General features: G+C 71.9%; 23 protein-coding genes and 1 pseudogene. 9 read left to right on the top strand and 15 right to left on the bottom strand.

The window, feature by feature from the left end; genetic code table 11:
* Positions 1–10: 10 nt before the first annotated feature.
* On the bottom strand, positions 11–778 hold the full coding sequence (locus ACNF49_RS40095) for an SDR family oxidoreductase (protein ID WP_357971501.1): 768 nt from the start codon (positions 776–778) through the stop codon (positions 11–13).
* Positions 779–958: 180 nt separating this feature from the next.
* Here ACNF49_RS40095 and ACNF49_RS40090 point away from each other — a divergent pair, with 180 nt between their 5' ends.
* On the top strand, positions 959–1,801 hold the full coding sequence (locus ACNF49_RS40090; protein WP_482940974.1) for a helix-turn-helix transcriptional regulator: 843 nt from the start codon (positions 959–961) through the stop codon (positions 1,799–1,801).
* An 82-nt stretch (positions 1,802–1,883) separates the two neighbouring features.
* On the opposite strand, the gene ACNF49_RS40085 is transcribed toward ACNF49_RS40090, so the two are convergent.
* Together ACNF49_RS40085 and ACNF49_RS40080 are read right to left on the bottom strand one after the other, a co-directional pair.
* Positions 1,884–2,288, bottom strand: a complete 405-nt coding sequence (locus ACNF49_RS40085; protein ID WP_482940973.1) for a DUF4267 domain-containing protein — start codon at positions 2,286–2,288, stop codon at positions 1,884–1,886.
* A 33-nt stretch (positions 2,289–2,321) separates the two neighbouring features.
* Entirely contained in the window at positions 2,322–2,960 is a 639-nt protein-coding gene (locus ACNF49_RS40080; protein ID WP_482940972.1) for a hemerythrin domain-containing protein, read from the bottom strand.
* Between the two features lie 326 nt (positions 2,961–3,286).
* Between ACNF49_RS40080 and ACNF49_RS40075 the strand changes: the two genes are divergently transcribed.
* Entirely contained in the window at positions 3,287–4,156 is an 870-nt protein-coding gene (locus ACNF49_RS40075) for an oxidoreductase (RefSeq protein ID WP_482940971.1), read from the top strand.
* 55 nt (positions 4,157–4,211) lie between these two features.
* Here the strand turns inward: ACNF49_RS40075 and ACNF49_RS40070 are convergent, their stop codons facing one another.
* From ACNF49_RS40070 to ACNF49_RS40030, 9 genes are read right to left on the bottom strand one after another with little or no spacing between them, the layout of a single operon-like run.
* Positions 4,212–5,093 (bottom strand): ABC transporter substrate-binding protein, encoded by an 882-nt coding sequence (locus ACNF49_RS40070; RefSeq protein WP_482940970.1) that lies wholly within the window; start codon positions 5,091–5,093, stop codon positions 4,212–4,214.
* Positions 5,093–6,190 carry an LLM class flavin-dependent oxidoreductase gene (locus ACNF49_RS40065; protein WP_482940969.1) on the bottom strand — a complete coding sequence of 366 codons (1,098 nt, stop codon included), beginning with the start codon at positions 6,188–6,190 and terminating at the stop codon, positions 5,093–5,095. The genes ACNF49_RS40070 and ACNF49_RS40065 overlap by 1 nt, the downstream gene beginning before the upstream one ends.
* Positions 6,180–6,968 (bottom strand): LLM class flavin-dependent oxidoreductase, encoded by a 789-nt coding sequence (locus ACNF49_RS40060; RefSeq protein ID WP_482940968.1) that lies wholly within the window; start codon positions 6,966–6,968, stop codon positions 6,180–6,182. The genes ACNF49_RS40065 and ACNF49_RS40060 overlap by 11 nt, the downstream gene beginning before the upstream one ends.
* A complete protein-coding gene (gene ssuE, locus ACNF49_RS40055) occupies positions 6,965–7,462 on the bottom strand; it encodes an NADPH-dependent FMN reductase (RefSeq protein WP_357971494.1) in 498 nt (165 codons plus the stop codon). The genes ACNF49_RS40060 and ssuE overlap by 4 nt, the downstream gene beginning before the upstream one ends.
* Position 7,463: 1 nt before the next feature.
* Positions 7,464–8,789, bottom strand: a complete 1,326-nt coding sequence (locus tag ACNF49_RS40050) for a zinc-binding metallopeptidase family protein (protein WP_482940967.1) — start codon at positions 8,787–8,789, stop codon at positions 7,464–7,466.
* Positions 8,786–9,496: an ABC transporter ATP-binding protein gene (locus ACNF49_RS40045; RefSeq protein WP_482940966.1), complete on the bottom strand. Its 711-nt coding sequence runs from the start codon at positions 9,494–9,496 to the stop codon at positions 8,786–8,788. The genes ACNF49_RS40050 and ACNF49_RS40045 overlap by 4 nt, the downstream gene beginning before the upstream one ends.
* The gene (locus tag ACNF49_RS40040) at positions 9,493–10,332 is read right to left on the bottom strand and encodes an ABC transporter permease (RefSeq protein WP_357971491.1); all 840 of its coding nucleotides are present in this window, start codon (positions 10,330–10,332) and stop codon (positions 9,493–9,495) included. Before ACNF49_RS40040 ends, ACNF49_RS40045 begins: the two co-directional genes overlap by 4 nt.
* Complete coding sequence (locus tag ACNF49_RS40035; protein ID WP_482940965.1) at positions 10,329–11,321, bottom strand: ABC transporter substrate-binding protein; 993 nt, start codon at positions 11,319–11,321, stop codon at positions 10,329–10,331. The genes ACNF49_RS40040 and ACNF49_RS40035 overlap by 4 nt, the downstream gene beginning before the upstream one ends.
* A complete protein-coding gene (locus ACNF49_RS40030; RefSeq protein WP_357971489.1) occupies positions 11,314–12,288 on the bottom strand; it encodes an ABC transporter substrate-binding protein in 975 nt (324 codons plus the stop codon). Before ACNF49_RS40030 ends, ACNF49_RS40035 begins: the two co-directional genes overlap by 8 nt.
* A gap of 126 nt (positions 12,289–12,414) precedes the next feature.
* Between ACNF49_RS40030 and ACNF49_RS40025 the strand changes: the two genes are divergently transcribed.
* Entirely contained in the window at positions 12,415–13,188 is a 774-nt protein-coding gene (locus tag ACNF49_RS40025; RefSeq protein ID WP_482940964.1) for an IclR family transcriptional regulator, read from the top strand.
* Between the two features lie 285 nt (positions 13,189–13,473).
* Here the strand turns inward: ACNF49_RS40025 and ACNF49_RS40020 are convergent, their stop codons facing one another.
* Positions 13,474–14,298: a helix-turn-helix domain-containing protein gene (locus ACNF49_RS40020; RefSeq protein ID WP_482940963.1), complete on the bottom strand. Its 825-nt coding sequence runs from the start codon at positions 14,296–14,298 to the stop codon at positions 13,474–13,476.
* A gap of 138 nt (positions 14,299–14,436) precedes the next feature.
* Here ACNF49_RS40020 and ACNF49_RS40015 point away from each other — a divergent pair, with 138 nt between their 5' ends.
* Complete coding sequence (locus ACNF49_RS40015; protein ID WP_482940962.1) at positions 14,437–15,162, top strand: alpha/beta fold hydrolase; 726 nt, start codon at positions 14,437–14,439, stop codon at positions 15,160–15,162.
* 14 nt (positions 15,163–15,176) lie between these two features.
* Here ACNF49_RS40015 and ACNF49_RS40010 read toward each other — a convergent pair whose 3' ends face one another.
* Entirely contained in the window at positions 15,177–15,341 is a 165-nt protein-coding gene (locus ACNF49_RS40010) for a hypothetical protein (protein ID WP_482940961.1), read from the bottom strand.
* 580 nt (positions 15,342–15,921) lie between these two features.
* Complete coding sequence (locus ACNF49_RS40005) at positions 15,922–16,800, bottom strand: LysR family transcriptional regulator (RefSeq protein WP_357971486.1); 879 nt, start codon at positions 16,798–16,800, stop codon at positions 15,922–15,924.
* Positions 16,801–16,921: 121 nt separating this feature from the next.
* On the opposite strand from ACNF49_RS40005, the gene ACNF49_RS40000 reads away from it, so the two are divergent.
* The 5 genes and pseudogenes from ACNF49_RS40000 to ACNF49_RS39980 all read left to right on the top strand — a co-directional run.
* Complete coding sequence (locus tag ACNF49_RS40000; RefSeq protein WP_482940960.1) at positions 16,922–17,557, top strand: mycothiol-dependent nitroreductase Rv2466c family protein; 636 nt, start codon at positions 16,922–16,924, stop codon at positions 17,555–17,557.
* A 46-nt stretch (positions 17,558–17,603) separates the two neighbouring features.
* A complete protein-coding gene (locus ACNF49_RS39995; RefSeq protein WP_482940959.1) occupies positions 17,604–18,788 on the top strand; it encodes an MFS transporter in 1,185 nt (394 codons plus the stop codon).
* Between the two features lie 11 nt (positions 18,789–18,799).
* Complete coding sequence (locus tag ACNF49_RS39990) at positions 18,800–20,551, top strand: FAD-binding protein (protein WP_482940958.1); 1,752 nt, start codon at positions 18,800–18,802, stop codon at positions 20,549–20,551.
* Positions 20,552–21,061: 510 nt separating this feature from the next.
* Entirely contained in the window at positions 21,062–21,460 is a 399-nt protein-coding gene (locus ACNF49_RS39985) for a hypothetical protein (protein ID WP_357971482.1), read from the top strand.
* 491 nt (positions 21,461–21,951) lie between these two features.
* A pseudogene (locus ACNF49_RS39980) lies at positions 21,952–22,326 on the top strand (hypothetical protein); the annotation flags it as partial.
* Between the last annotated feature and the right edge of the window lie 51 nt (positions 22,327–22,377).

The raw sequence follows: 22,377 nt of genomic DNA, 5'->3' as shown, positions 1-22,377 counted from the left end.
GCGGAGGCGGTCAGCTGGGCTGGCCGGTGGGCATGATGGTGACCTGCTGGAGGTTCGCCCGAGGCGGCAGGCTCGCGATGAACCCGACGGTCTGCGCGACATCCTGCGGCGTGAGCCACTCCATCGTCTCCTTGGAGCCCTCCAGCCATGCCCGCGCGCCCTCGTCGGTGACGTGACTCTGCAGCTCGGTGCCGACGATCCCCGGCTCGATCGCCGAGACCCGCACGTTCTTGGCCCCCAGCTCGGCCCGCAGGTGCCGGGACAGATGGGTGACGTACGCCTTGGTCGCGGAGTAGACGGCGAAGTTCGGGAAGATGTTCTGCGCCGCGATGGAGGAAGTGTTGATCAGGTCGGCCACGCCGCGTGTGCCCGCGGCCTCGACGAGCTGGGGGACGAACGCGCCGATCACGTTCATCAGGCCCGTGATGTTGAGGTCGATCTGGCGCTGCCACTGGTCGGCGGCCAGCTCCTCAATGGGGGCGGGCAGCATGACGCCCGCGTTGTTCAACAGCAGGTCGGCGCCGCCGAGCTCGGCCGCGACCCGTTCGGCGGCGGCCCGCGCCGCCGCCGCGTCGGTGACGTCGGCCGCCAGTGCCAGGGCCTGGCCTCCGGCTCTGCCGATCCGGACGACGAGGTCGTCCAGCCGTTCCGCGCGCCGCGCCACGACGACCACACGTGCGCCCAGTGCGGCCAGTCGTTCGGCCGAGGCCTCGCCGATCCCGCTGGACGCGCCGGTGACGACGGCCACGCGGCCGGTGAGAGGGGTTGCTGCGTTCATGGTGCGAGCCTTCCGAGTCATCCGCGGCCCATCGCCGCGCTCCCTCATCAGCACACCAGCCCGCGTCCCCTTCCCGGGGTGCCCGAACAGGCCCTGACCAGGCAGGTAACCGCGAGGCAGGTACTGGCAGGGCCACCTCCGTGCACCTGGCCGCTCGCCCGTCCCTGCACACTGGAGGACATGGACCGCAGTCGCGAACTCGCCGACTTCCTGCGCTCACGCCGTGCCCGGATCACGCCGGACCAGGCCGGGCTGCCCGCCGACGGCCGCGCGCGTCGCGTGTCCGGCCTGCGCCGCGACGAGGTCGCCAGGCTGGCCGGGGTCAGCACCGAGTACTACACCCGGCTCGAACAGGGCCGCGCCGGTCACCCCTCGCCCGAGGTCGTCGAGGCGCTGGCGCGGGCCCTTCAGCTCGACCCCGCCGAACGCGAGCACCTCACCGACCTGCTGGCCCGTCCCGCCCGCCACGCCCCCGTCAGCCCCCAGCGGGTCAGGCCCGGCCTCCACCTGATGCTCCAGACCCTCCACGACGTGCCCGCCTTCATCCTCGGCCGCCGTACGGACGTCCTGGCCGCCAACCGTCTGGCCCGCGAGGTGCTGACCGACTTCGAGGCCCTTGCCGTGCCTCAGCGCAACCTGGCCCGCTACTACCTGCTCGACCCCGAAGCCCGAACCCGTACCGGCGACTGGGAACGCGTCGCCGCGGAAACCGTCGCCATGCTCCGCCTGGAAGCCGGCCGCCACCCCGAGGACCGCCGGCTCGCCGACCTCGTCGGCGAGCTCACGCTGCGCTCGCCGGAGTTCAGCTCCTGGTGGAACGACCACCGCGTGCTGCGCCGCACGCACGGCACCAAGCACTACCACCATCCCCTCGTCGGCGAGCTGCACTTCCACTACGAGTCCCTCCACCCGCCGGGCGACCCCGACCAGACCTTGTGCGTCTACAACGTCGAGCCGGGCTCCCCGACCGCGCAGGCGCTCCGCCTCCTCAGCAGCTGGGTGGCGCCCACCGCCGCACCTTGACGGAGCACCTCGGGTAACGGTGACCGCAAATCGTCGGTCGTCATTGTCGTCTCCCTTTTCGAGTTGCCAGAGAATGCGGACGTCAGGCGCGCTGTGCGGCGGTTGCTGGGGTGGTGCCGGCCTCGCGGAGGGTCAGCAACCCCGTGACCGCGATCAGCGCCGAGGTCAGGCCGTGGACGCCGAGCGCGGCGGCCGTGGATCCGTGGTGGGCCAGGACGTTGACCATGTCGCCGAACGGGGCGACGGCCGTCATGAGCAGGACCCAGCCCAACGGGCGGCGGTGGCCTGTCACCAGCAGGACGCCCATGGCCAGGCCCATGGCGAGCTCGCGGCTGCCTTTCACGATGGAGAAGCCGCTGCCGTCAGAGGGCCAGTTCGCCAGCCCCGGGAAGGTGGTCCCGAGGGGCAGGACGAAGGACAACCCGAGGTAGAGGGTGAACAGGACGACGACGGCGGCCAGGACGGTGTTGAGCTTCTTCAGCGACATGGTCGTTCTCCTTGTTGTACGGACGGGCAGGGTTCAGCCGCGGACACGGCGGATGTGGCGGGCGTAGCGGGGACTGCCGATGACGTGCCAGATGACGCGGACCGGGACGGGAAGGCCGCCGAGGACGATGGCGCGCTCGGCCGGGTTCGCGTCCTCCAGGACGGCGCCGAAGATCGTGAGCAGGGTGAGCTTGGGCGTGTTGTTCACCAGGTGCTCGCCCAGGGAGGCCCACTCCTGTTGGGTGATGTGCTCGGCCGCGAGCGGGAGGAGGGTGGCCTCCTCGTCGTGAAGGTGTTCAAGCAGGACCGCGCGGTGCTCGCAGAGGGCGGCCGCCAGGGTGTCGCGTTCGTCGGCGCCCGCGGTGGCCTCCCAGGCGGGGAACGCGGCGTCCAGCCTGCTCAGGGTGGCCGCGACGTGTTCGTGCTGGGCCTGCATGCGCAGGACGATGTCGGCCTCCAGGTCCACCCGGGAAAGCAGCGGCGGCCACAGCAGCTCGTCCTCGCCCTCGTGATGGTTGTGCAGGCCCAGCCGGTAGATGCGGAAGTGGCCGGCGATCACCTTGGCGCGAGCGGTGTCACCCGGGGCGACGGCCGCGACGAGCTCCACCAGCCGCCGTGACTCACGGCGGAGCACGCGGTGGACGATCTCCATGTCCTGGGTGTTGACGCTCATCCGTTCCCGCTCCTTCATCGGTTGCGATGTGTTCAGGCTGCTCCTGGGTGTTTGGAGGGGATTTGGAAGGGATTTGGAACGTCCACGTGAGATGTGCGGATCATGGTCTACATCCGGGGGCTGAGCTCTTTCATGGCCGAGGTCGGCGGCGAGCCCGTTCCCCTGGGCGGGCCGCGGCAGCGGGGCCGGCCTCACTGGCGCGCGCCACGCCGCGGCGGCTTCCCCTGCCCGGCCTGGACGACGCGGCCGTATCCTCGAAGGCCGGTACGTCGCGCTCAGACGGCATCCGCGGCTCCGGACGCTGATCACCGCTAGAGTGCGTGATCATGACGACTGGACGATGGGCGTTGGGCGGCGACCTGAGCGTCGCCAGGGTCGGGTACGGCGCGATGAAGCTGACCGGCTGGCCGAGAGGCGACCGTCCCGGCAGGGACACCGCGCTCGCCGTCCTGCGCCGGGCCGTCGATCTGGGCGTGAACCACATCGACACCTCGCACTACTACGCTCGCGACGGCGTGGCGGCCAACGAGCTGATCCGGGAGGCGCTGCATCCCTACCCGGACGACCTGGTCATCGTGACGAAGGTGGGCGCGCTGGTCGAGGGCTCTGACCTCGCCTTGCCCGCCGAGGGCAAGACCGGCCTTACCCCCGACGGCCTGCGCCGCGGCGTCGAGGCGAACCTGCGCTCACTCGGCGTTGACCGCCTCGACGTCGTCAACCTGCGCATGGGCGACCTCGACCGCGCCGGGACGCCGCTCGCCGGGCCGCTGGAGACGTTGCTCGCGCTGCGCGAGGAGGGGCTGATCCGCCACCTCGGCGTCTCGAACGTGACGCCTGCCGAGTTCGCCGAGGCCCACGAGATCGCGCCGATCGTCTGCGTCCAGAACCTCTACAACCTGGCCAGCCGCGAGGACGACCCGCTGGTGGACGCCTGCGCCGAGGCGGGCATCGCGTACGTGCCGTTCTTCCCGGTCGGTGGGTTCCGGCCGCTCACGGCCGAGCGCCTGGACGCCGTCGCCGCCCGCCACGGCGCGACCGTGCCGCAGGTGGCGTTGGCCTGGCTGCTGGCTCGGTCGCCGAACATTCTGCTCATCCCCGGCACCGGCTCGCTCGCCCACCTGGAGGAGAACGTCGCCGCCGCGTCCCTGAAGCTGACCGAGGAGGACCTGGCCGACCTCGCCGACCAGGCGCACTGACCACGGAGTCCGATCGCCTGCTCCGCTGCCGCGTGGGCGGCGGAGAGGACGGGAGTCACCGGGTTCGCGTCACCAGCTCGCCGATCTCGGGGAGGACGGCGTCCGCGACCGTGATCTTCCGCTCGATGAGCCCGTTGGCGTGGAACAGGTCGGCGGCGTGCTGCTGCTCGGCGACGAACTCCGCGCTGACCGGGTGCAGCCCCCACGGGCGGGTGCGCAGCGCGTGCTCCCACGCGTCGAGGTCGCCGTCGAACAGGGCCGCGGCCTCGCGCGGGTGCTCCTCCGTCCAGCTGTCCGCCCGCTGCAGCGCGGTGACGATCCTGGCCAGCTCCTCCGGCCGTTCCCGGGCGAAGTCGCGACGGGTGAACCAGAGCGAGCGGTGGCTGAACAGGCCCTCGGTCTCCACCAGCGTCCGGGTGCGCGACTCGACCGGCGTCAGGTACGGGTAGGAGCCCACCCAGGCGTCCACGTCGCCGTTCACCAGCAGCTCGGCGGCGTTGCCGTAGGCGTCCACCGGGACGATGTCGCCCCACCCGAGCCCGGCCCGCTCCAGCGCCAGCAGCAGCAGGGTGGTCTGCCAGGAGCCGTGGCCGAGCGCCACCCGCCTGCCCTTCAGCTCCGCCACCGAGCCGATGGGGGAGTCGTCCCGCACCACCAGGCGGCCGTTCTCGACCCGCGGCCCCGAGATCGCCACGTACACGATGTCGTGCCCCTTGGCCTGGGCGGTGACCGGGGGCGTGGAGCCGGTGCCGATGAAGTCGTATCCGCCGTCGAACAGGTGGTCGCCGTGGGCGGACGGCAGGGCCCGGGTGGGATCGACGAGCTCGCCCCGGCCGAGGGCGTTCAGGTCCACCCATTCGACGCCGGGCAGCAGGTCCAGGTGGCGGGCCACCCAGAGCGTGTTGTTCTGCGGGAAGAAGCCGACCTTGGTGGTCATCAGGAGCGTCCTTTCAGTAGCGGCAGAACGTGGCGGCCCACGCGGCGGGCCTCTTCGAGATGGGGGATCCCGGCCAGGATGAGGGCGTCCACCCCGAGGTCCAGCAGCCGGTCGAGGCGGTCGGCGACCTGGTGGTAGTCGCCGACCAGGCCGAAGGCCGGGCCGTCGCGCAGTTGGCTGAACCCGCCCCACACGTGGGGCGCGACCTCCAGGGCGCGGGGATCGTCACCGACTCCGGCGAGGAAGGCGCGGCTGCGTCGCACGCCGACGGAGTCGCCCTCGCCGGCGTCGCTCTCGCGCGGCCGGGCCCGCCAGCCGGCCTCGATCTCCGCCCACGCCTCCTCCTCGCTCTCCCGGGCCAGCACGTCCACCCGCACGGCGAACCGGGGCGGCGTGGCACTGTGCGCGCGCACCGCGTCGAACTTCTCCTCCAGCGCCTCGAACGGCTCCAGCCAGGACAGGTAGTAGTCGGCGTGCCGCCCGGCGGCGTCGATGGCGGCGGGGGAGGAGCCGGAGAAGAAGATCTCGGGGAACGGCTGCCCGGCCAGCTCCTCCGGCAGCCCGGCGTTCTCCACCTGGTAGAAGCGGCCCCGGTGGGTGTGCCCGCCCTGCCAGACGCCCTTGAGCACGTCCAGGAACTCCGAGGTGCGCGCATAGCGGTCGTCGTGGTCGACCTTGTCGCCCCACCAGAGCTGCGCCGGGCCGCCGCCGCCGGAGATGACGTTGTAGACGATCCGGCCGCCGGTGGCCCGTTGCAGCGTGGCCGTCATCCGGGCGGCCTGGACGGGGTGCAGGAAGCCGGGCTGGAAGGCCACCATGAAGCGGTACGACGTGGTCTCGCGGGCCAGCGTCGCGGCGGCGGCCCACGGGTCGTCGGTGTGCGGGAAGTTCGGCAGCAGCCCGCCGGTGAAGCCGCTGTCCTCGGCGGCCCTGGCGACCTCGGCCATGTAGTCGGCGTGGCTGTAGCCGTCGTCCCGGCCGTCCCTGGTGCCGGGGGCGGTGCCGCCGGGGGCGAAACCGCCTCGGCTGCGGACGCGGCGGCGCAGCGAGGGCTGGTCACCCTCCATGTGAATGCGCCAGTAGATGTCAACGGTCAACAGACCGCTCCTTCACGTGCTCGCCGAGGCGGTAGACGTCCTCGGTCTGGAGGAAGAACTCGGTGACGCCGAGCGCGGCGTACTCGTCGGCGGCCTCGATCGAGGGCAGGTGCACGCCGTAGCGCAGGCCGGGCAGCTCGGGGACGAGGGCCGCCAGGTCGTCACCGGCCGCGAAGACGTGCACGTCGGCGTGGCGGCGCGACAGCTCCAGGGCCTCGGGCGAGACGCCTGCCAGGTGCACCTCGGGGAAGGGCGGGGACGACAGCGGCGCGCCGAAACCGCCCTTGACCACCTCGTAGAAGTTCCCGGCGAAGTCGAACGGTCCGCCGCCCCAGACGCCCTTGGCCACGGTGAGGAACTCGTCGGCGCGGGCGAACCGGGCGGCGCCGGTCAGGAAGTCGCCCTGCGCCCTGGCCGCGGCCGGGTCCAGATCCACCGCGAGCCGCCAGCCGAGCCGTCCGGCGGAGAAACGCTGCAGGGACGCCGAGAGCTTGGCCGCGTAGACCGGGGTGGCCACGGCCGGGTGGAACTCGGCCACGACCCGCAGGTGGCGGGTGCGGCGCAGCGCGTTGGCGGCTACGGCGAGAGATTCCTGGCCGGCGGGGTCGAAGGGCGCAAGCGCGCCCGCCCACCCGGACAGGTCCGCGGCCACGGCGGCCCGCCCGGCGGGGTCGCTGAGCGCCGGCCGAACGTCGGTGACGAAGTCCGGCAACGGGGCGAGGGCGGGGCTCCGGGTGGGCAGGACCAGGTGGAAGCGGCCGGTGCGGTGCGCCGTCATGCCGCCGCCCCCAGCGGGACCTCTTCCAGCAGGGCGTCGATGCGCGGGAGCAGCTCCCCGGCCAGCGGCTCGATCTGGGTGTCCAGCACGAACAGGCCGCGCGTGACGTGCCGGGCGCCGAGCACGCTCAGCACCGGGCGCAGGGCGTAGTCCACGGCCAGCAGGTGGGCCGGGGTGCCGCCGGTGGCGATCGGCACCACCGTCTTGCCGGCGAACGCGCCCTGCGGCAGGACGTCCAGGAACGCCTTCAGCAGCCCGGTGTAGGACGCCTTGTAGATCGGGGTGGCGACGACGATCGTGTCGGCCGCGGCCACCTGCGCGGTGGCCCGGGCCAGCTCGGGATGGGCGGTGTCACCGCGCAGCAGGGCCTCGGCGGGCAGGTCACGAAGGCGCAGTACGGTGGCGGGCCGGCCCAGCCGCCCGGCCAGGTGGTCGAGCAGGCGTACGGTGCGCGAGGCGGCCGATGGGCTGCCGGAGATGAGCAGGACGGACATGTCAGATCTTTCCTAGGGGTTCAGCGGAAACGGGCGGCGTCCGGGTCGGCCGCGGCGACTGGCCCGTCTCGTCGAGGAAGCCGGGCGGCGGCAGGTGGTACGGCGGCTCGGCGCCGGCCGGCAGGAGCGCGGGCTCCCGTTCGCGGGAGTCGAACTCCGCGCTGACCGCCGCCAGCGTCTCGGGCTGCTCGACCAGCGTGACCGCCGCCGTGGCCAGGTAGCGGGCGGCGGCCAGCAGCCCGGCGTGTGCGATCGGGGTGCCGGTCGCCGCGGTGGCCGCCCACGAGTGCAGGGGCACCCCGAGCGCCTGCAGCCGCCGCGCGAACGCGTGGTCGGCGTCGGTGAACGCCGGTGGGCCCAGCTCGCTCATCGTGTGGTGCAGCAGCTCGGCGCCCGCCCGGTTGCCGAGCCCCTGCCTGATGGCGGTGACCAGGCGGTGCTCCAGCCGGGTCCCGCTGCCGGCGGCGGCGGCGTGGGCGCAGGTCACGACCTGGTCGTAGAGGGTCCTGGCGGCGGCGGCCGTGGACTCGCGGACGTAGACCCAGACCGTCCGCAGGTCGGGGGTGACGTTGGGGGCGCCGCCGCCGCTGATCGTGTAGCTGACGCGGCCGGAGGGTGAGACGTGGCCGGCGCGCAGGCGCTCGACCATCTCCGTCAGCAGCAGCGCGCCGTCCAGGCCGCTGCGGGTGCCCAGCGGGTTCGAGCCGTGGCCGGGCGAGCCGAGGAAGGAGAACGTGGCCGAGTACAGGGCGCTGGTGACGTCCCAGCCGGTGCCGGTGACGGGGGCGGGGTGCCAGTCGAGGAAGGCGTCCAGCCCGTCGTAGGCGCCGTCGCGCACCGCGTACGCCTTGCCGACCAGGTGCTCCTCGCCGGTGGAGGCGAACACCTTGATCGTGGCCCGGTTCCCCAGTGCCGTGGCGGCGGCGATGGCCGCGCCTGCCGACGCCGCCGCCAGGGCGTTGTGGCCGCAGCCGTGGCCGGGGCCGTAGGCGGGGGCGTACTCGTCGCCCTCGAACGCGACCGGCTCGTGCCGGGCCACGCCGGCCCGCTGGGACAGGCCGGGCAGGGCGTCGTACTCGACGTTGAAGCCCAGCACCGGCCCGCGGTCGCCGTGGGTGGCGACGAACGCGGCAGGCAGGCCGGCCGTGCCCCACGCGATCGTGAAGCCGTGCGCGCGCAGGAGCGCGGCGGTGGCCTGCGCCGAGCGCCATTCGCGCAGCGACGGCTCGGCGTAGGCCCAGATCCGGTCGGCGAGCCCGGTCAGCGCGGCGGCGTTCCCGGCGATCCAGCCGGCCGCCGTCATGGCCCTGCTTCCGGGCGCCGTCATGGCGCCGCTCCCGCCTGGGCGTCCACGCCGAGGTCGGCGAGGAGCCGGCGGCGCAGCTCGACGAAGTCGGGATCGGTGCGGTCGCGCGGCCGGTCGAGCTCGACCCGCACATCGGTGACGAACGTGCCCGCGCGCAGCACCGCGATCCGGTCGGCGAGCAGGATCGCCTCCTCCACGTCATGTGTGACCAGCACCACGGCCGGGCGGTGCCGGGCGCACAGCTCGGCGATCAGGTCCTGCATGTGCAGCCGGGTCAGGGCGTCCAGCGCGGCGAACGGCTCGTCGAGCAGCAGCAGCTCCGGCTCGCGTACCAGGGCCCTGGCCAGCGCGACCCGCTGGGCCTCGCCGCCGGACAGCGTCGCGGGCCAGGCGTCGGCATGGCTGCTCAGCCCCACCTCGGCCAGGGCCGCCAGGCCCTTGGCGCGGGCGGCGCGGCCCTGCCCGATGATCACGTTGGCGAGGGCGCGCTTGGACGGGACGAGCCGCGGCTCCTGGAAGACGACGGTGCGCACCGGCGGTACCAGCACACTGCCGCCGTCGGCCGCGTCCAGCCCGGCCAGGATGCGCAGGAGCGTGGTCTTGCCGGTGCCGCTCGCGCCGAGCAGCGCCAGGAACTCGCCGCGCCGCACGTCCAGGTCAACCCCGTCGAGCACGGCCCGCTCGCCGAAGACCTTGCGCAGCCCCCGGGTGCGTACGGCGAGGCTCATCGGATCGTCACCGCCCTGCGCCAGGGCATCGTGACCCGCTCGGCCAGCCGCAGGGCCAGGTCGGCGGCGAGCCCGATCACCGCGTACAGCAGCACGCACAGAGCGAGGATGTCGGTGCGCAGGTAGTCGGTGGCCCGGGCCATGAGGTAGCCGAGCCCGGCCGTCACGTTGATCTCCTCGGCGGCGATGAGCGCGATCACGCTGAGCGTGGTGGACAACCGCAGCCCGGCGAAGATCGACGGCAGCGCGCCCGGCAGTACGACCTCGCGGGCGATGGCCGGCCGGCCCAGTCCGAACGAGCGCGCCGCCTCGACGACCTTGCGGTCCACGTTGCGCACCCCGCTGGAGACGTTGATGTACATGGGGAACGTGCAGGCCACCCCGATCAGCAGGATCTTGGACGCCTCCTCGATCCCGAACCAGACGATGAACAGCGAGGTCAGCGCCAGGAACGGGATGGCGCGCAGGGCCTGCATCGAGGAGTCGACGAGCTCCTCGCCGAGCCGGGTGAAGCCGGAGACGACGCCCAGCGCCAGCCCCGTGGAGGCGCCCAGCAGCAGGCCGAGCCCGGCCCTGGTGACCGACACGCGCAGCGCCTCGGGGAGCTGGCCGTCGGCCCACAGCTCGCCGAAGGTGTTGACGACGTCCTGAGGGCCGGCGAGCACGTCCTGGGTGAGGGCGCCGGTGGCGGTGGCCGCGTACCAGGCGGCGAGCAGCAGGACGGGGCCGGCGGCGCGCAGCGCGAGCGTGACGGCCGGGTGGCGGCCGGACGAGCGCGGCGGCTGGGGCGCGACGAGCCCTTCGACGCCGGCCTCCGCGTGAGTGGCCACGCTCATGACCGCGCGCTCCCGAGCGTGTTCACGTCCACGACGTGCTGGGAGACGTCCAGCGGCGCGGTGAGCACCTTCTGGTCGAGAAAGAACCTCGCCACGTCCTGATATTTCGTGATTTCGGCGGCGGTGACCGCCTGGACGGGCCTGCCCTTCTTCTGGATGCCGGCCACGAGCTCCTTCTGCTCGCCCTGCACGGCCTGCGGGCCGGTCTGGGTGAAGACGTTCAGATACGCCGCCGGATCGGCGATCTCCTTGGCGCTGCCCTCCTTGATGAACGCGAACAGCGCCTTGACCACCTCGGGATGCTCCTGCAACAGCTTGTTGGCGGCCACGTAGATCACGTAGTTGTCCGACTCGATCGCCTCGCCGTCGGCCAGGACGCGCGCGTCCAGATCGGTGACGGCGGGGATGAGGAAGGTGGAGAAGGTGGACCAGGCGTCCACCTTGCCCGAGCCGAAGACCGGCGCGGTCTGCGGCGGCGGCAGATAGACCCGCTTGACCTTCTCGACCGGCACGTCGAACGTCTGCAACGCCTTGAGCAGCAGGTACTCGCTGGTGCCGCCGTGCCCGACGGCCACGCTGCGCCCGGCCAGATCCGCCACGGACCTGATCGGCGAGTCCTTCTTCACCACGATGCCCTCCCCGGCCAGGTCGGGCGGGACGGTGGCGAAGATCTTGAAACTGGGCTTGACGGCCAGCGCGGTGACGCCCGAGGTGATCGAGCCGGTGGCGATGTCGAGCGAGCCCGCGTTGATGGCCTGGGCGGCCGGGGCGAACACGGAGAAGTCGCCGGCCCACTTGACCTTGGCGTTGACCTTGGCCAGGGCCGCGTCCAGGCTGCCGTCCTTCTTCGCGACGGCCAGGAAGCCGCTGTTGCCGGGGTCGGAGATGCGCACGACGACCTGCTCCTGGCCGGCGGTGGTGGTGGTGTCCGGGCCGCCGCAGGCCGTGGCCAGGAGGGCGAGCGGAAGGGCGAGCAGCAGCTTACGCATGGGTGACTCCTTGGAGCGGGGTGTGGTCGGCCCAGGCGGCGACGTCCACGGGTGATTCGAGGAAGCCGTGGCCGCGCAGGAAGCGCTCCTGCTCGGCCAGCAGGTCGAGGCGTTCGGCGGACAGGTCGAGGTGGAGCGAGGCGCCGGGGCGGTAGGCCGCGGCCACGCCGGTCGCGCCGGCGCCGGTCTCCGCGCCCAGGATCCTGGCCACCTCGGACGGGTGCGCGGCGGCCCAGTCCGCGGCGCGCAGCAGGACGGCCAGGAAGCGGGTGACCACCTGCGGATGCTCGTCCAGCAGGCGCTGGTGGACGGTGATCGGGCGGGGGGTGCCGTTGTTGATCCGCGCGCGCCGGTCCGGCACGGCGTCCAGGTCGATGCCCACCTCCGCGCCGTGGCGCAGGGCGGCCTCGACGGCGAGCGCGCCCTTGACGTAGACCGCGTCCACCCGGCCGGCGGCCAGCGCGGCCAGCTCCGCCTCCCACTGGCCGCCGCCTGGCTCGGCCTCGACGTCCACCAGTTCGGCGTCACCGAGCCCGAGCCCGGCCAGGGAGAGCGCGCCGTGGAAGCCGCGCAGGGCCATGGCCCGCCAGAAGTCGATGGCGATGCGATGCCGGGGCGCCGCCAGCCGCAGGCCCTTGAGCTGCTCGGGGCTCTCCAGGGCGGTGCCGCCGCGCACCAGCACGACCTGCCGCTCCTCGATCCAGGTGAGCCCGATGAGCCTGGTCGCCTCGCCGCGCGAGCGCGCCCACAGCGCCGGCACGTTGCCGCCCTCGCGGAACAGGCCGGTCAGAGCGTGGGTGTAGTGGGTCTCGCGGGGCACGCCGGGGTCGTCGTCCTGCAGCGAGCGGACCTCGATCCCGTCGCCGGCGAACTCTCCCGCCAGCCAGCCCTGGTCGGCCGCGATGCCTGTGGCGGTGGGGACGGGACAGCGGGTGAACCAGATGGCGTCGAGTGCGGCTGTGGTCATGGGGCAGAGTTTGCTAGTAAATTGGTAGGGAATGCAAAGATTGTCCCGCGATGCGGGAAGCGTTCCCGGCTGGACCGGCTCTTACCTGGTCCCCGATCTCCCTACTCGGAAGGCGGAGTTTCCCGCATGGCAACAGACGACAGCGTCCAGTCGGTGCGCAGGGCGATCGGCCTGCTCGGCTGCTTCGGGGGCGGTGACGCCTCGCTCGGCCTGTCCGACCTGGCGCGCAGGATGGGGCTGTCCACCTCGACCACCCACCGCCTGGCCAGGACGCTGGCCGCCACGGGCTTCCTGGAGCAGGAGGCGCGCACCGGCCGCTACCGGCTGGGGACGTCCATCACGGAGCTGGGGCAGCTCTCCTTCCACCGGCGCGGCCTGCACCGCATCGCCCCCGAACTGGCCGAGCTGGCCCGCATCACCTCCGCCACCGTGGACCTGGCCGTCCGCAACGACCGGCACGCGGTCATCCTGAGCGGCGGCTCGCTCAACCCCGACAGCGGCGCCGGGCTGCGCCGCCCCCTGCACTCCACGGCGCTGGGCAAGGTGCTGCTGGCCTGGGACCCGGAGGGCAGCGCCGACCTGGAGGCGCTCGGCCCGCTGCCGGCGCTGACCGGCCGCACCATCGTGGACCATGCCGAACTGCGCGAGGAGCTGGTCCGCGTGCGCGAGTCCGGGTACGCGCTCAACGACGGGGAGTCGGGCGACGGCATCCGCACCGTCGCGGTGCCGGTGCTCGACCGGCACAACCACGTCCGCTACGCGCTGGCCGTGCGCTCCACGCCGCTGGTCATCAGCGACGCGCGGATCGACTGGTTCGCCGCGCACGCGCGGGCCTGCGCCCGCGCGCTGGAGGTGCTGCTGATCCCACCGGCCGAGCGCCGCCTGCGCCCCTCCGCCTGAGTCACGCCTTCCGCCGGCTCCTGCCGCGGCAGGCGGCGCCGTACCGGACGACGGTGGTGACGCGCAGGCCGAACTTCAGCGGCGGATGCGCGCGGCCGCGTCCCCCGGGCGGCGGGCCGCGGCCGCACGGTGGAGCCGGTGACGCGGAAGTGCTCGCCGTGGTGGGTGACGTCCTCGCGGCGGCGGCGGCGAAGTGGGCCGGACGCCGGTAGCCGGGGCCTGCTTGAGGATGTAGCAGAGCAGTCGGGGGCTCATCCGCCGTACCCGCTCCAGATAACCCTGATTTTACGGGGAAGGCATGACGGAGGCGAGGAGTGCCAGCTTCTCGGCGCTGCCGGTGCCGGGGTCCGGGTGCAGGACGATGAGCGTCTGGCCTGCCGCGCCACTCACGCCCAGCCTCTCCCGGTTCAGCCACAGCTCACCGACCTGGGGATGGTCGAGGCGCTTGGGCGCGCCTTCGCACGTGTTCACGTCGTGGCGGGCCCAGAGCCTGCTGAACAGCGGGCTGGCGAGGGAGAGCTCGCCGACGAGTTCGACGAACCGGGGATCGTCGATGTCGGCGCCGACGGACTTGCGGAAGCCGGCGACCATGCCCTGCGCGGCGTTCTCCCAGTCCGGGTAGAGAGCCTGCTCGGCGGGGTCGAGGAACACGTCCCGCAGGCGGTTGCGCCCCGTCACGAGCCGCGGCGACAGGGCGGTCGCCGGCGCGTTGGCGGCCAGGACGTCGAAGGAGCGGCCCTCCACGTACGCGGGCAGCGCGAGCGCGGCGACGAGCCTGGCGATGCCCGTGGGAACGCTCTCCTTGCGGGGCCGCCGCCGTCGCCGCCGGGGATCGCCCGCCCCGAGGCGCAGCAGATGGGCCGTCGCCTCGTCGTCGAGCCGCAGCACGCGCGCGAGGGACACCAGCACCTGCCCGGACGGGTTGCGGTCGCGGCCCTGCTCCAGGCGCAGGTAGTAGTCGGCGCTGATGCCGGCGAGCATCGCGACCTCCTCCCGGCGCAGGCCCGGCACCCGCCGTACGCCCACGGAAGGGATGCCGGCCTGCTCAGGAGTGACGAGCTCCCGGCGGGCGCGTACGTATTCGCCCAGAAGGTTGGATTCGCCGCTCATGCACACCACGGTAATGGCGCACCTCGGCGCGTGCCTGGCCCCCTCACCCCCAGGATCGCGAGGGCTCTGGCTGCGCCGGCGGACGAGCGGAAACCTCACTCGGGAACGAACACCCCTTTGATGAGCAAGGAGCCGCACATGTCAACGTACGTGCTGGTACACGGGGCCTGGCACAGCGGCCGATGCTGGGAGCGGGTGGTCCCGCTCCTGACCTCGGCCGGGCATCAGGCGGCCGCGCCGTCGCTGACCGGCCACGGCGACAAGGCCCATTTGCTCGGCCCCGAGGTGGGACTGGACACCCACGCCGGCGACATCGTCGAGCTGATCACCGCGAACGACCTCACCGACGTGATTTTGGTCGGCCACAGCTACGCCGGGCTGGTCATCTCCTCCGCCGCCAACCGCATCCCGGAACGCATCGCCCACCTGGTCTACCTCGACGCGATGGTCCCGCAGGACGGCGAGAGCGCGGTGGACGTGCAACCCGTCACCCAGGCCCTCATCGACCGCGCCGCGCAGTCCGGGACCGGCTGGCGGATCCCGCCGATGCCCGAGCTGCCGCCGCCCCTGGGCCTGTTCGGGGTCACCGACCCGGCGGACGTGGCCTGGCTGCGGGCGATGCTGTCGGACCAGCCGGCGCTCTGCCTCCAGCAGCCGGTCCGACTGGACAACCCCGCCACGCACGCGATCCCGCGGACGCACATCCACTGCGTCGCGGGCGTACCGGAGGGCATCACTCGGCGGCCCGTTCCGGCGACGCAGCCCAACGGCAGCCCCGCACAGGTGTGGGAGCTGCCGACGGGCCACGACTGCATGATCACCATGCCGGCCGAGCTCACCGGACTACTGCTCAAGCTCGCGTGACCCGGTGGCCTGGGTCAGCCTGGGATCCGGTTGCCGTGGAAGCCCGTGGGGATGCGCACCGGGACGTGCACCTCGGCGAGCGGGGTCGCGGCCAGGTCCAGGCCGCACCGGTGAGCATTGTTCGGATCGGCGCCGAGCCGCCGGGCCAGCTCGTTGCCACCCATCCCTTCGGCCCACACGATGTGGAAACCCGGATATTCGGCCGCACCCTCGAACCCTCGGGCGGCAAAAAGCCATAGATATCGCCCTGCCATTGAATTGCGCGACGTTGTCACCGGACGTACCGAGGCACCGTCTTGATGCCGGCCTCGGTGAGGATCTTGAAGGCGGGGAACTTCCCGCCCCGATCTCGGAGCAGAAAGCGCGCCCGACAACTCGCATGGTCCAGGTCCGTCACCAGGTTCCTTATCGCCTGGGCGACCCAATTTGCGGTGGGGTGCGCAGGCCGAAGTGGGCCGCCCGCCCACGGTCCGCTCCATCCGCATTCTCATCCTGCGCCTTGTTAGCGCGGCGAGAAAGGCCCGATCCTCAGGTGCGCATCTCACTCTGATGTCAGCGCCGAGCCGGCGTTCCAGGACGGTGATCTGGTGACGCAGGACGAGAAGCTCCACGTCCGTGTCCCGATCGCCCTTGGGTGGTGATCGCAGCGCGGCGAAAGCGTTCGTGACGGTCAGGTAGGCCAGGCGAAGCACATCCATGACCTTGGCGGATGTAGCCATCGGCATGCGCAGTGTTCGTCCTGCACCGCAGCCCCGAGAGTCAGCGGTCCGGCAGGTCCAGCAGGTCGAGGAACGCGATCGCCGCCGGGGTACGTCCGACGCCGCTCCAGATGAGGTACTCGACGCGCATGGGTGCGTTGGTGATCTCGATGGTGGCCAGACCGGTCAGGTGGGGGACGTAGGCCGAGGGCAGCAGCGCGATCGCCAGCCCCTTCCGCACGAGCCGGGCCATCATGAAGTCCGCGGTGGTGACCTCGAACGCGACCTCACGGCTCAGACCCGCGGCGGCGAACGCCTCGTCCGACTGCGCCCGCGCGGCCGAGTGCGGGGGCAGGTCGATGAAGGTCTCGGTAGAGAGCCGGGCGAGGTCGACGGCCGGTTCGCCCACCAGCGGGTGGTCGGGGGCGACGACGGCGACCAGCCGGTCCCGGGCGAGTTCACGGGCGTTGACGCCCACCGGTCGCGCGCTGGTGGGCAAGCCGAGGAATGCGACCTCGATCCTGCCCTGTCTGACCTGCTCGGTGAGCTCTTCGCTGCCGCCGACCCGGATGTTCAGCTGGACCTGGGGATATCTGTCGCGGAACCGGCTCAGTGCGTCGGGGATGTCGACGGCGGCCACGGTGGGGATGAGGCCGAGGGCGAGCCTGCCGCGCACCTCGCCGGTCACCGCGGCGACGTCGGCGGCCGCCCGCTCCGCGGCGTTGAGGCTCTCGCGGGCCGCGGCCACGAACGCCTTCCCGGCCGGGGTGATGCGCACGTGGCGGCTGGTGCGCTCGAACAGCCGCGCGCCCAGTTCTCGTTCGAGGCTGGCGATCTGGCGGCTCAGCGCCGACTGGACGACCAGGCACTGCTCCGCCGCCCGGGTGAAGCTGTTCGTCTCGGCGACGGCGAGGACGTAACGCATCTGCTGGAGTTCCATGGATCAATGATGGATCGGCATCGCTGAAGTGACAACAATGCGTTGGACTCATCGCCGGCGCGCCGCAAGACTCGAGTCGTGGCAGGGCCACCATCGGAACTTCGGAGGTGAACGGATCGTCATGGCCAATGCGCCAGAGAAAGTGACCGCGATCGACGTCTGGGTCGATCCGCGCTGTCCGTGGGCCTGGATCACGTCGCGGTGGCTGCTGGAGGTCGAGCGGGTCCGGCCCGTGCGGACACGGTTCCACATCATGAGCCTCTCGGTGCTCAACGAGAACCGGGAGGTGCCGGAGAAGTACCGGCAGGCGCAGATCGAGGGCTGGGGTCCGGTGCGGGTGTGCGTCGCCGCGGCGCAACAGTACGGGGAAGCGGTGCTGCGCCCGCTGTACGAGGCGATGGGAGCGCGGATTCATCTCGAGGGCGCCGGGCTGGGCCGGGACATGATGCTCGTCGCGCTGCGTGCCGTCGCCCTGCCGGACACGCTTGTCGACGCGGCGGAGGGCACCCGCTACGACACGGCGTTGCGCGCCGGCCACCACGCGGGGATGGCTCCGGTCGGCGGCGAGGTGGGCACCCCTGTCATCCACGTTCCCGGTCCCGCCGGCGACCGGATCGCCTTCTTCGGTCCCGTCATCACCCCGGCGCCGCGCGGCGAGGCCGCGGGCGCGCTCTGGGACGGCGTCGTCACCGTCGCCGCGACGGACGGGTTCTTCGAGCTGAAGCGCGGCCGCGACCGCGAACCCAGCTTCTCCTGACCTCGCACTCTTCCCCGCTCGTGCGGGGATGTTCGTAAGGACACGCATGACCACTGTCAGTACTGAATCACGCTCACGGTTGCGGGCGTGGCTGGGCGTCGCGGCCATCACCGCGAGCCTGTTCGTCTTCGTCACCACCGAGCTGATGCCCGTCGGGCTGCTCACCCCGGTCAGCGCGGGACTGTCCGTCTCCGTCAGCCTCGCGGGCATGATGGTGACGCTGTACGGCATCTCCGCGGGCGTGGGGGTGCCGTTCCTGGTCGCGTGGAGCCGTACGGTGAACCGCCGTGCTCTCCTCGCCATGCTGCTGGTGATCATGGCACTCGGCAACCTCGTCACGGCCGTGTCGCCGAACTTCCCGATCGTCCTGGCCGCCCGGCTCGTCACCGGGTTCGCACACGGCGTGTTCTGGGCGATCGGCGTCGCCATGGCGATGCGGCTCGTCCCCGGCGAGAAGGCCAGCAAGGCCGCCGCGGTCGTGCTCTCCGGCATGTCGATCGCCACCGTCGTGGGCATGCCGCTGGGCACGCTCATCGAGAGCCTCACCGACTGGCGCACCACGTTCCTCATCTGGAGCGGCCTGAGCCTGGCCGTGCTCCTCGCCGTCGTGCTCACGCTTCCGTCGCTGCCGTCCCAGAGCGCCATCCCGGTGCGGGAGGTGTTCGCGCTGCCGATCCGGAACGGGCGGCTGCGGGTCGTGATGATCACCGTCGCGCTGTACGTGCTCGGGCACTTCGGGGCGTACACGTTCATCCGCCCCTTCATGGAGCAGCGTGCCGGGGCGTCGGCGGCGTGGGTGACCGGGCTGCTGATCGTCTTCGGGGTCGGCGGCGCGGTCGGCAACTTCGTCGCCGGGCACACGGTCAACAAGAACATGCGCGCGACGTTCGTAGGCGCCTGCACCGGGCTCGTCGCCTCGCTGCTGCTACTCCTGGTGATCGGCGACAGCCCGGCGGGTCTGGCGGTCGCCGTGGTGATATGGGGGTTGTCCTTCGGCGCCGCCAACCTCTGTCAGGTCAACATGATGCTCGCCGCGGCCCCGGACACCTTCGAGGCCGCCATGTCGCTCAACACCATGGGCTACAACATCTCGATCGCGCTCGGCGCGCTGCTGGGCGGGCTGTTCGCGGACGGCTTCGGGACCACGGGCGCGGTGTGGTTCGGCGTCGCGCTGACGGCGACCGCACTACTGACCGCCTTCAGCTCGCACCGCGACGCCGCGCACGCCTGAGAGGGGCACACGTGAACACCAGCACGCACAACGGGGCGATCCGCGTGACGGCACTGGACCACATCGTCCTGAACGTCGAGGACGTCGACCGCTCGCTGCGGTTCTACAGCGACATCCTGGGCCTCGAGGCCGAGCGGGTCGACAAGTGGCGCCGCGGCCAGGTCTCCTTCCCTTCGGTCCGTATCGACGCGGCCACGATCATCGACCTCGTCGAACGTCCGCGCGGGGAGTCCAACGTGGACCACATCTGTCTGGTCGTGGCGCCGCTCGACTGGTCGGCGGTCATCGACGCCGGAGTGCTCGACGTGGTCCAGGGCCCGGTTGTCCGCTCGGGCGCCCGCGGCGACGGCCAGTCGATCTACGTCCGCGACCCCGACGGCAACACCGTCGAACTCCGCTGGTACCCCCAGGACCTCGACCAGCCCCCGCTCGACGGCGAGCTCGTGCGTGACCCGGCGACCCGCGAGCGGGCCGCGGCGGACTTCGGTCACGTCGTGCACACCGTCCCCGAGGCGGTGCTCCGCCCGGGCTCGGTCGCCGACGTCGCCGCCGTCGTGCGGTGGGTGGCCGGCGCCGGCAGGCAGGTCGCTGTTCAGGGCGCGCGGCACTCGGTGTACGGCCGGTCCCAGGTCGAGCGCGGCGTTGTCGTCGACATGTCCGGGCACAACACGATCCACCATGTCGGCGCGGACCGGATCGTCGTCGACGCGGGCGCGACCTGGCGCAACGTCCTCACGGCCGCGCTCCGCGACGGCCGCACCCCACCGGTCCTCCCCGAGTACCTCGACCTGACGATCGGCGGCACCGTCACCGTCGGCGGCGTCGGCGGCACCAGCTGGCGGCACGGCGTCATGAGCGACTCCGTGCTCGCGCTCGAGGTCGTCACCGGCGACGGACACGTCCGCACCTGCTCACCCGACGAGCACCCGGACCTGTTCGACGCCGTGCGCGCCGGACTCGGCCAGGTGGGCGTCATCACGCGGGCGACCCTGCGACTGACGCCGGCGCCAGAGTCCGTCCGCAGGTACCAGCTCCTCTACTCCGACCTCGACGCGATGCTCACCGACCAGCGCCTGCTCCTCGACGAGGGCAGATGGGACTACCTCCAGGGCCGCGCCGTCCCCGGCCGGGAAGGCGGCTGGACCTACCTCGTCGACGGGGCGGCGCTGTTCTCCGGCGAGGTGCCCGACGACGACGCCATGCTCGCGGGACTCGCCGACGACCGCGCGAAGGCGACCATCGGCACACACGACTACCGCACCTACACCGACCGGTTCACGCCCCTGGAGAACGCCCTGCGCGACGCCGGGCGCTGGGATTCCCCGCACCCATGGCTGTTCACCTTCATCGGGGCGTCCCGCGCGGGTGCGGTCCTGGCCGAGACGCTCGCCGGGCTCACCGTCGGCGACCCCGGCGACCACGGCGTCGTCTCGGTCCTGCCGCTGCGGACGAATGCCGTACGCAGCCCGCTGTTCCGGCTCCCCGCGGAGCCGGTGGCGTTCGCGATGAACCTCATGCGATATCCGACACCGGGCCCCGCCGACATGGTCGCCGCCATGGTGGCCGGTAACCGCGCCGTGTATGAGCGGGTCGTCGCGGCGGGCGGCATGCTCAACCCGGCCAGCGCCCTGCCCATGTCCGCCCTCGACTGGCAGGCCCACTTCGGTCCGGTGTGGGACCGGCTCGCCGCCGCCAAGCGGGCGTATGACCCCGGCCGCGTCCTCACCCCCGGCTACGAGGTTTTCCCGAGGCAGGACGGGTGAGGAGTTTGCCCAGGAACCGGCACACCGGGTACTGGCAGAGACCGGATGGCCACCGATCCGGTGCCGGCGGTCAAGCTGGGAGCACTGCTTCGATACGGACCTCCAGCCGCGATGACCATGGGCTGCAGCCCGTGGAGGCCCGGCTGGCGCGGCGGACCTGCCCAGGGCCTGGCGCGCGCCTACTCCTCAGCGGCCCATGCCGCCGCTGCACGTGCCGTCCTCATGGCGGGCCCTGATTTGTGCACACTGGGCGTCCATTCGGGCGTGTGCCCCGGGAGCGGCGGGTGGCCTCCTCGCCGCGCGCCAGCGGCTCCGGTGGTCCAGCTCGACGGCCGCCGGGGTCGCCTGCACCAAGGTTCAGGCGCGCACGGCCCGAACCTAAGCTTGGTCCTTGATGCCGCTACCTGGCGGCTGAGGACAGGTTCGCGAGCGGTGGGCCAGGATGGGCCGCGCCACGGACTAATCACCCACCTATGGACATATGGGTGGTTATCCCTGGATGATTCCCCCGTGAAGATCAAGAAACTGCTTCCCGCCCTCGCGGCGTCCGTCCTTGCCCTGTCTCTGACCAGCGTCCCGGCGCAGGCGTCAGCCGCGACGGGTTACGTGGTCGCCACCACCGTGGGCGGCGGAAGCGTCTACGGCGAGGCCCACCTCGGCCCGAGCGGCGGGCAGACGTACCTGAAGGTCCAGGACTTCACCGACCTCGGCAACTGGCGCATCAGGGGCAGCATCGAGAAGTACTACCGCGGCGAATGGGTCCAGGTCGTCGCGTGCACGGCGAAGGACACCTACTCGACGACCTGCTACGCGAGCATCCCCGTGGGCACGCTGGTCAGGTCCCATGTGTGGGCGTTCCTCAACAACACTGTCCGCTACCACGGCTACAGCCCCTCGACCCGCGTCTGACGAATGCGGTGCGGCCCCAGCTTCCCGGCGGGGCCGCACACTCCCGCAGTTTCCCCAACCGTTGACGACCCGGTCGAGGGCGCCGAGGTCGCGCCGGCAACAGTCATGACGTCACACAGCGCCCATCGCGATGGAACGGGCAGAGAGTCCGCTCATGACTGATGTACCTTCTCCGGCCGGACGATTCGCCGTGGCGGAGAGGCAGACACCGCGTGCGGTGATCAAGGTGGGGGAGTGGCGACAATGACGGACATGTCTGATGGCGCGGTTGTACTAACCGGAGGACGCATGGCCTCGGAAGTCCTCCGCAGGCACGATACGGTCTTGCGACCCGTCTCGGGTTCCTCCGAATTCATGGCGTCACTTCTGAGAATCTTCGATCAACAGAACTTCGTCGGCGCCCCGAGGTATCTCGGCCCAGTAGACGGCAAAGACATGTTCACCTATATCGCGGGTGACGTCCCTGAGAAGTTCCCGGCCCCAACAACGCGGTCTTCCGGAACGGAATGCCGGTTGCGTTCATCGACTTCGAGCAGGCCGCTCCTGGGGGCCGCCTTGAAGACGTCGCGTACATGGCCTGGACCTGGTCCATCTCATCGAAACAGGCCGTGGCGCTGGAGGACCAGGCGGCGCAGGTGCGCCTCATCGCCGACACGTACGGTCTGCGGGAGACAGAGCGCCGCGCGTTGACGGACTGCGTCCTGGAGCGGCAATCGCGCAATGTTCGTTTCTGGGCGGAGCTTGCGACGCATCCGGAGACTGCTCCAGCTGCGCCGGAGGTGCTGGCTGACCGGATTGCCTGGAGCAGGCGGGAACGCCACTTCGTCTACGAGCACCGTGCGGTCTTCGAGGGGGCACTGGCCTGACGGCTGACGGGTGGGCCGCTGATGAAGGCGACAGCCCGTCGGGCGCAGCCG

Source organism: Actinomadura sp. ATCC 39365, from assembly GCF_054392275.1.
This window is presented reverse-complemented; position numbering and strand designations above follow the sequence as displayed.

Coding starts and splice junctions, on each gene's coding strand:
- ACNF49_RS40060 (WP_482940968.1), bottom strand. CDS start 6,968: ATGACGGCGCACCGCACCGGCCGCTTCCACCTGGTCCTGCCCACCCGG.
- ACNF49_RS40090 (WP_482940974.1), top strand. CDS start 959: ATGGACCGCAGTCGCGAACTCGCCGACTTCCTGCGCTCACGCCGTGCC.
- ACNF49_RS40075 (WP_482940971.1), top strand. CDS start 3,287: ATGACGACTGGACGATGGGCGTTGGGCGGCGACCTGAGCGTCGCCAGG.
- ACNF49_RS40020 (WP_482940963.1), bottom strand. CDS start 14,298: ATGAGCGGCGAATCCAACCTTCTGGGCGAATACGTACGCGCCCGCCGG.
- ACNF49_RS40015 (WP_482940962.1), top strand. CDS start 14,437: ATGTCAACGTACGTGCTGGTACACGGGGCCTGGCACAGCGGCCGATGC.
- ACNF49_RS40050 (WP_482940967.1), bottom strand. CDS start 8,789: ATGACGGCGCCCGGAAGCAGGGCCATGACGGCGGCCGGCTGGATCGCC.
- ACNF49_RS39995 (WP_482940959.1), top strand. CDS start 17,604: ATGACCACTGTCAGTACTGAATCACGCTCACGGTTGCGGGCGTGGCTG.
- ACNF49_RS40040 (WP_357971491.1), bottom strand. CDS start 10,332: ATGAGCGTGGCCACTCACGCGGAGGCCGGCGTCGAAGGGCTCGTCGCG.
- ACNF49_RS40080 (WP_482940972.1), bottom strand. CDS start 2,960: ATGAGCGTCAACACCCAGGACATGGAGATCGTCCACCGCGTGCTCCGC.
- ACNF49_RS40085 (WP_482940973.1), bottom strand. CDS start 2,288: ATGTCGCTGAAGAAGCTCAACACCGTCCTGGCCGCCGTCGTCGTCCTG.
- ACNF49_RS40030 (WP_357971489.1), bottom strand. CDS start 12,288: ATGACCACAGCCGCACTCGACGCCATCTGGTTCACCCGCTGTCCCGTC.
- ssuE (WP_357971494.1), bottom strand. CDS start 7,462: ATGTCCGTCCTGCTCATCTCCGGCAGCCCATCGGCCGCCTCGCGCACC.
- ACNF49_RS40025 (WP_482940964.1), top strand. CDS start 12,415: ATGGCAACAGACGACAGCGTCCAGTCGGTGCGCAGGGCGATCGGCCTG.
- ACNF49_RS40095 (WP_357971501.1), bottom strand. CDS start 778: ATGAACGCAGCAACCCCTCTCACCGGCCGCGTGGCCGTCGTCACCGGC.
- ACNF49_RS40035 (WP_482940965.1), bottom strand. CDS start 11,321: ATGCGTAAGCTGCTGCTCGCCCTTCCGCTCGCCCTCCTGGCCACGGCC.
- ACNF49_RS40045 (WP_482940966.1), bottom strand. CDS start 9,496: ATGAGCCTCGCCGTACGCACCCGGGGGCTGCGCAAGGTCTTCGGCGAG.
- ACNF49_RS40005 (WP_357971486.1), bottom strand. CDS start 16,800: ATGGAACTCCAGCAGATGCGTTACGTCCTCGCCGTCGCCGAGACGAAC.
- ACNF49_RS40070 (WP_482940970.1), bottom strand. CDS start 5,093: ATGACCACCAAGGTCGGCTTCTTCCCGCAGAACAACACGCTCTGGGTG.
- ACNF49_RS40000 (WP_482940960.1), top strand. CDS start 16,922: ATGGCCAATGCGCCAGAGAAAGTGACCGCGATCGACGTCTGGGTCGAT.